The sequence below is a fragment of the Dyadobacter sediminis genome (assembly GCF_005860765.1).
Classification (GTDB): Bacteria; Bacteroidota; Bacteroidia; order Cytophagales; family Spirosomataceae; genus Dyadobacter; species Dyadobacter sediminis.
The window spans coordinates 1092880-1103560 of sequence record NZ_VCEI01000025.1; the positions used below are offsets into that span (position 1 = coordinate 1092880).

A 10681-nucleotide genomic window follows, 5' to 3' on the forward strand; every position below is an offset into this window, starting at 1 on the left:
TTACTTGAAAAAAGTTTCAATTAAAACAACTGAAATGTTTTAAACGCGGGCAAACTTTTCCTGTTTCAATCCTTCCAGAATATTCTTTGTCGACTCGAAACTTGTGTGATGATAAGCGCGGATACCGTGTTTTTTAGCCGTGTTTACAAACATGATCCGGTCATCAAAATACACGCACTGACTTGGTGTTGCCTGCGCAATTCCCATGGCCAGGTTAAATATTCCCGGGTCGGGCTTGCGCATTTTTACTTCACAGGAAGAAATAAATGCATCGAAACAAAGGTGCAGCTTGAACTTCTGAACACGGTAATCGTTCAGTTCCTTGCCTTCATTATTGATGGAAATAATACGGAAACCGCAATCTTTTTTCCATTCTTTCAGCCACGCCAGCATTCCCGGCAATTCCACGGATTGCGCATACATGAACTCCTTGAAATCTTCCCGCACAAAATCACGGGGGTGATTAAAAATAACCACATCCAGATATTGATCCAGCGTGATACTTCCTATTTCATAAACATTAAAAATGAAATTATGCAGGTTATTCAGTTCATCGTAATCCAGTCCGAATTTTTCTGCTGCCATCATCCTGGATTCATGTCCCCAGCCATTACTCAGCAACACGCCGCCAACATCAAAAAATAGAATCTTAAGATCGCTGCTTTCCATCGGATGTAAGTTTAATCTTTACAGTAATTATTAAATGAATGGTTCTAAACCAAAAAAGAATTAAATACGGATCTTGCATTTAGGGTGTTAACCGAACGTTGTAAACGGTTTTCAAAATCGTTTCCCGGAAATTTAAATATACAATTCTTATCCGTACCCGGATTATTCCGGCATGAAATTAATCGTTACCAGAAAAAGTAAACCGGAAATCAGAAGGCAAGATGCGCTGCTGCAACGGACATTTCAGCAGGATCTGAATTTCAGTTAACAATGCACGGGCTTCCTGAAACGATGTAAATGCAAAAGCCTTTCTTTCCGTTTTTTACACCGGCAGAAAGGCTTTTGAAATGGAAATGAGTTGGTAACTATTACTTTTTCGTATTTAATGCATCCAGCAGCAGATAACGGTCGCTGTTCTTTTCTGTCTGAAGACGGCTGTTCACATCAATCTGCATATACTGAGCTGTTTTGCCATTGCTGAGCGGTGCCCAGTTTGGCAATCCGGAACCGTTCGGGTTACCTGTTTTTATGAAATTTGCAAAATAATTCTGCATGTCTCTGGACACTTTATGATCTTCTTCCGTCCAGGAATAAACTTCATTTTTGAAAAGATTTCCCATGGCATACTCGATTTCCGCAGAGTGAACGGCACCCTTCGGAATGGCCGTCTGAGCTGGTTTCGGATCAGCGGATTTTGTAACGCCGCCGGCCAGATTCGCTACTGCATTGCCCATTTTGGCTGCCATTGCCGGACGCGGACGTGAATAATAGTAACGATAAACCGGCTTGCCGCCCGTTTTGCTCTGCATATCCGCCCATTTCCAGGTGCTGTAACCGATGAAACGGTCGCCTGCCAGATCCGTTGCAACCTGTTCCACATTGGCCCCGGAAGCAACAGTATAGCTTTTCAGGACTTTATCCGCATTTTGTCCATACATTTTTTGAACGGCTTTCGTGAAATTCTCCGCAGTCGGTTCTTCGTTGCCGAGCAAAGCGCGTGAAGACATTTCTTCCGAGTTCCAGCCGACAAGCAGCGGTACATGCGCCTGTTCTCCCGCCGCATACATTTCCAGTGGCTGTTTCGGGAAAAAATACCCGTCAATGGTTGCCATAAAACGGCCGGAACCGGGCTTGTCTGTAGACTCAAGCAATTTTTCAGCTGGAACCGCACGCAGTTCTGAAAGCGATTTCGCACCCACTTTTTCAGCAAATTTCAATCCGAACTGCTCGGCTTCATTCAGCGATACAGGCGGAAGCGTGCCCAGCAACGAGCCGCTTTCTCCGATAGCGCCTGCAATCAGTCCTTTGGAAAGCGGTGATACCATCAAAGCGCTTACAGCGATGGAACCCGCTGATTCCCCGGCAATGGTGATGCGGTTCGGATCTCCGCCGAAAGCGGCAATGTTCTCCTTTACCCAATGCAAGGCAGCACTCTGGTCCAGATAGCCGTAGTTGCCCGTCGTGTGATTCGGCGATTCCTTGGTGAGTTCAGGATGCGATAAAAAGCCGAAAACGCCCAGTCTGTAATTAACGGTCAGGGTTACAATGCCTTTTGTTGCCATGCTTTCGCCGTCGTACCGGCCTTCCGAACCGTCGCCGGCAATGTTGCCGCCGCCGTAATAATAAACCAGAACCGGCAGTTTCTCATTGGCAGATTTCGCAGGCGTCCAAACGTTCAGGTAAAGGCAATCCTCGCTCATGCCGTCGGAACGAAAGCCCATATCGCCAAAAACAGGATTTTGCATGGCTCTCGGCCCAAATTTGTTCGTTTTGCGAACATCCTGCCAGTTTTTGACAGGTTGCGGTTCTTTCCAGCGCAGTTCACCAACCGGCGGCTGTGCAAACGGAATTCCTTTAAAGGAGCGGATACCACTTTGCTCCACAACGCCTTCAACAACGCCGTTGTTTGTTTTTACCTGAGGCGCAGCATTGCTTTTGCCGGATTGTGCCAGCGCGAAACCGGCAAGTTGGACAGATAACAGGGTCAGTAAAATGATTTTATTCATAGGATTTCCGTTTTCGGTTTTATTACAAAACAAATAAGTTTTTGTTCTGAAATAAAGAGTTGATAAAACTTAATTTATACCGTTTGACACCTTGTTTATTGTTGCAGCCCATTCATGCAGCCCCAGTTCACAAGAGCAAAAAATTAAATTTCGCATTTCTGCTTGCTTGTCAGTCCGGTATAATCAAAATTGCCAAAATCCGTTTCCTGTTTTTCTGCATAATCCTTTTGATTAATCCAGATTGAATGCAGACAGAATCCGTTGAATATCTTTAACGGTAAGCGGTTTTACGATCAGTTCTGTCACGCAGGAAATGGCTTTTGCACGGTTGTAATCCTGTTCGTCAATCGTGGAACTCACCAGGTAAATGGTGATGTTTTTACTGATTTGCGGTTTCAGTTTTTCGTAGGCATCCAGAAATTGCCAGCCGTCCAGCACAGGCATATTCAGGTCGAGCAATATCAGGTCCGGCAGTTCGTCCGGGTTTTGCAGGTTTTCTGTAAAACAGTCGATTGCGGTTTTCCCATTGTGAAAAAAAAGCGTTTTCTCCGTAATGTCCGCACGTTTCATGATGAGCTTGATGGCAAATCTGTAAATCTCGTCATCATCGATTACCCAGGTTGTGTTTATTCTATTCATTGAAAATAATTTTAAATACCGAACCTTTTCCAGGCTGGCTTTCAACCTGTATTTGTCCGCCCTGCGATTCGATCTGGGTTTTGGTCAGGAAGAGGCCGACGCCGTGGGCATCTTTCCGTTCGTGAAAGGTTTTGTACAAGCCGAAGATTTTGTTTCCATGCAGTTCCAGGTCAATGCCAAGGCCGTTATCGCGGCATTCCATTACCGTTTTCAGCTGCTCATTCCGGTAAGTCCTTAAAACGATGGTTGCATTTTTATCCGGATTCCTGTATTTGATTGCGTTTGAAATCAGGTTTGTGAGAATGCTTTCGAGATAAATATGCGGAAAGCTGATCCGTTCCGTTTCATAAATCTGTTCCACTTTCACGTTGTTCACTTTAAGGTCCGATTCAAAAATATCCAGAACTTTTTCCGTAATTTCCCTGAAACTGATTACCTCGGAACGAACCGGATTTTCTTTGATTTTAATAGCTTGTGACAGATCTTCCAGCGTTGCATTCAATCCGTCCGATACGTTTTTCATTTTGAAAAAAAGCGCGGCGTTATATTCATCCAGCGCTTCGGTTTCCACCAGCGATGAAATCAGGACCATGTTACTGGCATGGTTCCGGATGTTGTGCGAAAGGATATGCGTAAAATTCTTCAGTTGCTGAATGTGCTGCGTGGTAAGTTCAAGCGACTGGCTCAGCGCGATTTCGTTGGTTTTGTAACGGTCAATATCCATTAAGGTGCCCAGAATCTTAACCTTTTTTCCATTCGGGTCATAAAGCACCTTGCCGGTGGAGCGAACCCAGATCGTCTTGCCTTCCGCAGTTACAATCGTGAGCTCCATGTCCCAGTCCAAACCCGTAAGGATTGCGGCGCGTATGGCTTTTTTCAACGTGTCGCGATAAGGCGGTTGAACCTGTTTGATCGGATTGTAATGATCAATGGAATATTCGTAAGGAAGTTCAAAAATATCATAAACGGTTTGTGACCAGGTTTTTGCACGCGTGATCAAATCAATTTCCCAGCCTCCGACCCGGCTGATTTTTCCTGCTTCGGAAAGCAGGAACTCGCTGGCTGCCAGTTTTTCTTCTACAATATGCCTTTTTCTGATTTCAGCTTCCAGTTCACTCACAGACCGTAGCGAGAAAACGGAAGGAAGAATTTTATAAAGTGCATAAATGGTAAAAACCGATACAACAGCCGTTACCAGCCGGATCAGCGCACTGAGCCGGTATGCCGGCCACCAGAAAATGACGGCATCCATCAGATGCGTGATTCCGCACAGCAGGATAAATGCAACGAACAATAAGTAAATACCATGAAACGGAATGTCTTTTCTTTTGTATAGAACATTCAGCATTAGCAGCGGAATGGCAAAATACGCAGCCCAGATCCCAAGATCCGAAAGGATGTAAAGCCAGCCGTGAAAGTCTGACCAATTGCCGCAATACCAGCGTGGCGGCCAGTCTTCAGTATGGAGTATACCACTGAAAAATTCGGAGAACTGCTCACCAAATGACGCCTCCTGATTACTGGCAACGCCATTCCGCCCGCATATAAGGGTACCCAGTTCACTGTCAGGATCGGAAACAGGCGAAGGCTTCAAAATGCAGATGGTTGAATGAAATAAAAATAACTTGTTTGCTAAGTTATGTAGTTTAATTTAATGCAAATATGTAAATAAGTTCAAATAAAGTTGATAGTGTATATCATATTTATTCGTGTATCAGGCTATATGAAAGCAAGCAGCGGAAACCTGAAGCCGGTTTTAAATTCCGGGAAAACAGAAAATATCTGCTCAGGCCGTCATACCTTGGACGCATGGAAGAAATTATCAGTTATATGCTTCAGTTCGGCCAGCTTGATGCACAGCAGACGAAACTGATTAAAACCAGGTTGCATGAAATTACGCTTAAAAAAGGAGCCTACTTTTCGGAAGCCGGCAAAATAGCCAGGCAAGTCGGATTTCTGAGTGAAGGCGTGCTCCGGGTTTGTTATTACGGCATCAAAGGAGAAGAATTTACCCGTTGTTTTGTCAGGGAAAATCAGTTTGCAGTAGATTTGAACAGTTTTTATAATGAAATTCCCTGCTCGGAATACGTAGAGGCGCTGACGGACTGCCGGATGTTTGTCCTGAGCAAACCGGCATTTACCGAACTTTCCGGAATCATCGCCGACTGGAACCCGCTGTTCGCAAAAATGTCGTCGAGTGCATTGATGCGGAAAGTGTACGAGAGCAGCCGTATGCTCAGTGAAGATGCCACAACGCGTTACCTGAGCTTTCTGGAAATTTATCCGGGACTTTCCAACCGGATTCCGCTTTCCGCGCTGGCTTCCTATCTGGGAATCACGCAATCATCACTGAGCCGGATCCGAAAAAACATTTCATAATATTATTTGCCAAATGACAAAAAATAATGAGCCTGGATATCCGAGCTTTGCTGCTGTATTTAAAACAGAACATTATGAAAAGAACAGCATTGATTACAGGTGCAAACAAAAGCATCGGCTTTGAAACGGCCAGACAACTACTAAGCCTCAACTATTCCGTTTATATCGGGAGCCGCGATGCCGAAAAAGGCCTGAAAGCGGTTGAACAACTGAAATCGGAAGGATTTGAAGATGTGGATATGCTGCAGATCGACGTAACGGACGCCGCGTCCATCCATGCTGCGGCTGCTGAATTGACTGGCAAAGTCGCTCAGCTGGATGTACTGGTCAACAATGCCGGAATTCCGGGCGTCATGCCTCAGAACGCTTCCGAAATCACGCAGGAAAATCTCAGGAACATATTTGATACCAACTTTTTCGGTGTGGTGCAAACGACGCAGGCATTTATCCCGCTGCTGAAAAAGTCGGATGAGCCGCGCATTGTCAATGTTTCCAGCGATCTGGGTTCTCTGGGCAACCATACCAATCCGGATTATGCGCACTTTGATGTGAAAGTAACCGGTTACTGTTCGTCCAAAACGGCGCTGAATGCATTTACCGTCATGCTTGCTTACGAGTTCAGGGATTCAAAATTCAAGATAAACAGCGTCAATCCCGGCTACACGGCAACGGATTTCAATGGCCATACCGGTTACAAGAAAGTGGAAGAAGCAGCAGAAGTAGTTGTCCGGTATGCTATAATCGGTGCAGACGGTCCAAACGGGAAATTTTTCAGCGATTACGGCGAAACGCCCTGGTGATCCAGAATGGTGAACTGTCGCCCTGAAATCGGCTTGCAAACGGGTTTCACGGCGGCTGGTTTTTACGGCTGCGCTGCTTTTTTGGCCTGTGCTTCAAGGATCAGCTGCGTTGCGGCGCTTTCTGCGGTAACATGTGCATACGTTCCGTTGCCCAGTTTGCTTAACTTTTTCAGAAACGGACTGTGATGCTGGTTTCTTCCGAATGTCAAGATGCTGAGGTAAACATCATTCTTTGCACTTTTGCTGATCAGTTGCTGCACTTCTTCACTGACCGGAAATTCACCGTCTGTTGCCAGAATAATCCGGTTATTGCCGCCGCGGATGTAGTGTTTGTCCGCAACTTTACAGGCCAGCCTGATGCCTTCATTTCCGTCTGTATCGCCGTCCGATTGCAGCAAATCAATTTGTTTTGCAATTTCAGCCGCCTTTGCGCCCGAAGTCGGTTTCAGTGCAATGCGCGCTTTACCCGAATAGGTGACAATTGAAATCCTGTCGGATTCACGCAGCAGCGCAAGCAGCGACTTGATCGATTTTTTCAGCAACGGCATTTTGTAAGGTGAATTCATCGACGACGAAACATCCAGCAAAAGCACCATATTGTTGTCTGCGTAGCCATTCAGCGAAAGATTGCCTGTGTTCTGCCCGGCGTTTTGATCCGCAAAAACCGTATCAACTCTGACGCGCTCCACATAAACGGTATCATGCATGAATTGTGAATTTCCTTGGCTATCCGCCGGTTCCTGTTTGTCGGGCCGGATGGAAGAGGGGTTTTTATTTTTAAATTCCGGCTTAAGACTTATGTCCTGATTTTTATCGGATGTATTGTTTTTATCCGTTTGCAGTGCCGGCAATTCCGGCAAAGGCAATCTTCTGAATGCATAAACATCCGGCTGATTGACCGCTTTAAGCAATCCCGAAGCAGCGAGTTCCACAAATTTGTTGTACTGATAAACCAGTTCGTTATTGTAAAAATAATAGAAGGGCTCATACGGAGTTTGGGATGTTTTGGACGCCCTCGGGTTTAAGCTGGTGGCCATTTCTGCAAATTGTACGGAATTGCCTGCAAGATCCTCATACGGCGCATACGGGCATAAGCCGTTATTTCGTCCATAACGCTTTAATCCTTTCAGATTGGCATATTCATCCCTGATCAGTTTTGTGGAAAATTCTTTTACTTCTTCGGTTTCCGGCAATAATGTCCTTTTTTGAATTATGTAATCCTTTACCGCAAACAAAATCTGCTTGTCGGCATCGAGGGTTTGCAGCAATGCGTTTCCCGCAACGTTCCAGGAACCCGCCGGATTTTCAGGCGGGTAACTTTCATGAATGCGCCTTATATCGTTGTAAAGCTGTTCTTTTTTTTGGTCAAAAAGATCAAAAAGCAACGCATAGCGGTCCAGAATGGCGTCGGAACGCTGCAAACGATCCTGTATATATGTTTTGTCTGCCGTATAACGGATGAGTTCAATACTTAATGCATCCATTTCCTTCAACATACTGAAAAGTACTTCCGCCTGACCGTTTACCGAAGTGCGGTACGCTTCTGGAATCACCAAACTGGCATTTCTAAGCAGTTCATAAGCCGAAACCGGAACCTTGAACTTTTCATGTTCGTAAGTGAGCTTTCCTCTTGATTTGATCTGTTCCGGATCACGGTAATATTCCGCCGTTGACTGATAATTCCTGAGCATGAGCTGCAAAGCATGCATCTGACGCAGCGATTCATTGATATATTCAACGTATCCGTTCAGTGCCCGGAGCATAAGCGGCGGAGCGGGTAAAGCGGACGCCTTCGTGTGGAATGGGAGCAATGGCTTTTCTTCAAACGGCGGAGTTCCGGCAGTTGTTTCCGGTTTGGCGTTTTCCTGTTCCATGGCAAATACCGGACTGCATGCAGGAAAGTAAAGCAAGCGCCGGACGGGTTTGCTGTAATCCACGAAAGATTTGTAACTGATCAGCAAATCATTGTTGAAGTAATTCAGCAGCCACCTATAAACGTCATTGCCGTGCTCCGCAGACTGCCGGGCGGCATAATTATGATCATCCAGCGCATGGCGTTTCAGCGTTTGCATGGCGACAATGGCTGAACGGAACGATTTTACAGCATCCGAAGCCGGGTAAGCAATGCCGGCATGTGCTTTCCCGAAACCCGGAAGCAGCTTTTCATCCGCCAGCATGCTTTTACGGACAAGTTCCAAAGGCCATTCCGAACGGCTGTCTGCATGCAGGTAAAACGGCAGGGAATCAAGAAGTTGCTGCTGGATTTGCAGTACCTGTCCCATTTCCTTTTCCATATTCAGATACGGGTCTGCTGCTTTATAGGGCTGATACTGACGATAAATCTGTTGAATATGGCTGTAAAACTTTGCTTTTTCCTGACCAAACTGTCTGAAAATCATCTGCATTTCGGTAACAAGCTCATCGGATTTTCTAAAATCATCTGCTTTGTAAGCCTGTAATTGCACGTAGGTTTCCAGTGATTTTCCCGTTTGATCAAGCCGTTCCAGGATATTCCATAACGTTGTGGCATTTGCAACAAGCACTTCTCTATCAGCAACTTTGATTCCTTTGCCGTTAACTGCTTTTTGAAAGTAAAATTCTTCCAGCGGCCCTGAAGACTGCAATCTCAACGGAAAATCCGGCCTTTTACGGAATCTTTCCATTTCCGACTGATACGCACTGAGCATCTTGAAGCGGCTCGTCAGCACATTTACCGATTCATTAATAAAATCAACATAGTGATTGAACGTCTGCTGCGATGCTTCAGACTGCGCATAGGCACTGAAATGCGATTTCGCAGGTTGCGCGGCGGAATGAAATGAAAGGGTACAAAGTGTGCTCAGTAGAATCAAATACTTCATCGTGTGTGTGTAAAAATGCCTTGCAATTGCAGTACAGCAATGCAAAGTTCGGAATTTCAGAATAAAAAGAAAGCATACGGAGATTGTTGTTTACCCTTCTGCTTTTCAGTTATGCGTACTTGTCCGGCTCCTTTCGAAACAGTCCGGACAAGTACGCGGAATGCTGTTGACATCAACCTTCTTCTTCGCTGTTCTTGATTTTCATCAGCAGGGCATAGGCGTTTTTGACAACCGTTCTGGTGTTTGCGGTGATATTTTCAGCCTCGATCTGCTGCTTGCCGCTATGGACAACGCCGGGTTTTACTTCTGTCATCTGAAACTGGCCATCAGTATTTTCTGTAAAGATGTAATGCCTGTTTTCCCAGCGTACAACGGCTTCTTCCGGGACTGTGAGTGCCTTTTTGTTATTTACCGAAACCGTTCCGTTCATAAACATGCCGGGAACAAGTGCAGGGCTGTATTTTTCAAAATGGCAATGTACCTCCGCCATTCGGTCCTGATCCAGGTTTTTACTGATCAGAATGATTTTGGCACTGAATTTTTTATCCGGATCACTGTTGGTAAAAGCGGTAACACGCTGGCCGATGGACAAGGAGCCGAGGTCTTTTTCAAATACATGCAGTGCCAGGTGGATATCGCCCGGATCGACGAGCTCGAACAGCATGTCCGTTGGCGAAGTGTACTTGCCCACATTGACATTCACTTTGGATACATATCCGTTGATCGGCGAAACAATGGCAACGCTTTTGGAAATATTGTCCGGTTTCAGCTTCGAAGGATTGATGCCGATAACCTGAAGTTTTTGTTCCAGCGCATTTCTCAGAATCTTCTGCGTTTCCATTTCGGCCCTTGCCTGCTGGAAAACTTTATCGCTGCTCGCTTTGCTGGCATTCAGGTCGCGCTGGCGGTTGAACTCGGATTCGGCAAGAATAAAATTTTCCCGCGCAGTAAGATAATCCTGCTGAAGCTGAATAAACTGCATATCTTCCAGCTCGGCAAGCACCTGACCTTTTTTTACCTGCATACCGGGCAGCATTCCGGTCGATTTCAGATAGCCGCCAAGCGGAAAGCTCAGGCTGACGGTACTTTGCGGCGGAACGTCGATTTTTCCCTGAAGAACAATTTCACCGCTGATGTTCTCAAGCTTTGGCGTGGCGACTTCAATGCCGACGCTTTTCAATTGTGCGGGCGTAAAGGAAACCGTTTGTTCCGGAGCCGCAGCGGTCTTGTTTGCGGACGTTTCAACCGCTTCTTTTTTCAGTTCGCTCTCGCAGGAAAACAGGAACAGCAAACCCGAACAAACCATGATATATCGTGTCATATGATT

8 protein-coding genes are annotated in these 10681 nt (G+C 45.8%); 2 read left to right on the top strand and 6 right to left on the bottom strand.

All coding sequences use genetic code 11. From position 1 onward, the window contains the following. Positions 1 to 39 precede the first annotated feature (39 nt). The 4 genes from FEM55_RS16720 to FEM55_RS16735 all read right to left on the bottom strand — a co-directional run bounded on the left by FEM55_RS16720 (position 40) and on the right by FEM55_RS16735 (position 4908). The gene (locus tag FEM55_RS16720) at positions 40 to 669 is read right to left on the bottom strand and encodes an HAD family hydrolase (protein ID WP_138282472.1); all 630 of its coding nucleotides are present in this window, start codon (positions 667 to 669) and stop codon (positions 40 to 42) included. Positions 670 to 1037: 368 nt separating this feature from the next. Beyond that, positions 1038 to 2675 carry a carboxylesterase/lipase family protein gene (locus tag FEM55_RS16725; RefSeq protein WP_138282473.1) on the bottom strand — a complete coding sequence of 546 codons (1638 nt, stop codon included), beginning with the start codon at positions 2673 to 2675 and terminating at the stop codon, positions 1038 to 1040. 231 nt (positions 2676 to 2906) lie between these two features. Further along, a complete protein-coding gene (locus tag FEM55_RS16730) occupies positions 2907 to 3314 on the bottom strand; it encodes a response regulator (protein WP_138282474.1) in 408 nt (135 codons plus the stop codon). Next, entirely contained in the window at positions 3307 to 4908 is a 1602-nt protein-coding gene (locus FEM55_RS16735; protein ID WP_138282475.1) for a sensor histidine kinase, read from the bottom strand. Before FEM55_RS16735 ends, FEM55_RS16730 begins: the two co-directional genes overlap by 8 nt. Before the next feature lie 215 nt (positions 4909 to 5123). Between FEM55_RS16735 and FEM55_RS16740 the strand changes: the two genes are divergently transcribed. After that, positions 5124 to 5693 carry a Crp/Fnr family transcriptional regulator gene (locus tag FEM55_RS16740; protein WP_138282476.1) on the top strand — a complete coding sequence of 190 codons (570 nt, stop codon included), beginning with the start codon at positions 5124 to 5126 and terminating at the stop codon, positions 5691 to 5693. A gap of 74 nt (positions 5694 to 5767) precedes the next feature. Then, on the top strand, positions 5768 to 6493 hold the full coding sequence (locus FEM55_RS16745; RefSeq protein WP_138282477.1) for an SDR family oxidoreductase: 726 nt from the start codon (positions 5768 to 5770) through the stop codon (positions 6491 to 6493). Positions 6494 to 6555: 62 nt separating this feature from the next. On the opposite strand, the gene FEM55_RS16750 is transcribed toward FEM55_RS16745, so the two are convergent. Both FEM55_RS16750 and FEM55_RS16755 read right to left on the bottom strand, forming a co-directional pair. Next, on the bottom strand, positions 6556 to 9354 hold the full coding sequence (locus FEM55_RS16750) for a VWA domain-containing protein (RefSeq protein WP_138282478.1): 2799 nt from the start codon (positions 9352 to 9354) through the stop codon (positions 6556 to 6558). Positions 9355 to 9526: 172 nt separating this feature from the next. Next, on the bottom strand, positions 9527 to 10675 hold the full coding sequence (locus FEM55_RS16755) for an efflux RND transporter periplasmic adaptor subunit (RefSeq protein ID WP_138282479.1): 1149 nt from the start codon (positions 10673 to 10675) through the stop codon (positions 9527 to 9529). Positions 10676 to 10681 lie beyond the last annotated feature (6 nt).

What these genes read in the sequence shown, in the direction of transcription:
- FEM55_RS16730 (WP_138282474.1), bottom strand. Translation starts at nt 3,314, where the DNA reads ATGAATAGAATAAACACAACCTGGGTAATCGATGATGACGAGATTTAC.
- FEM55_RS16745 (WP_138282477.1), top strand. Translation starts at nt 5,768, where the DNA reads ATGAAAAGAACAGCATTGATTACAGGTGCAAACAAAAGCATCGGCTTT.
- FEM55_RS16750 (WP_138282478.1), bottom strand. Translation starts at nt 9,354, where the DNA reads ATGAAGTATTTGATTCTACTGAGCACACTTTGTACCCTTTCATTTCAT.
- FEM55_RS16740 (WP_138282476.1), top strand. Translation starts at nt 5,124, where the DNA reads ATGGAAGAAATTATCAGTTATATGCTTCAGTTCGGCCAGCTTGATGCA.
- FEM55_RS16755 (WP_138282479.1), bottom strand. Translation starts at nt 10,675, where the DNA reads ATGACACGATATATCATGGTTTGTTCGGGTTTGCTGTTCCTGTTTTCC.
- FEM55_RS16720 (WP_138282472.1), bottom strand. Translation starts at nt 669, where the DNA reads ATGGAAAGCAGCGATCTTAAGATTCTATTTTTTGATGTTGGCGGCGTG.
- FEM55_RS16725 (WP_138282473.1), bottom strand. Translation starts at nt 2,675, where the DNA reads ATGAATAAAATCATTTTACTGACCCTGTTATCTGTCCAACTTGCCGGT.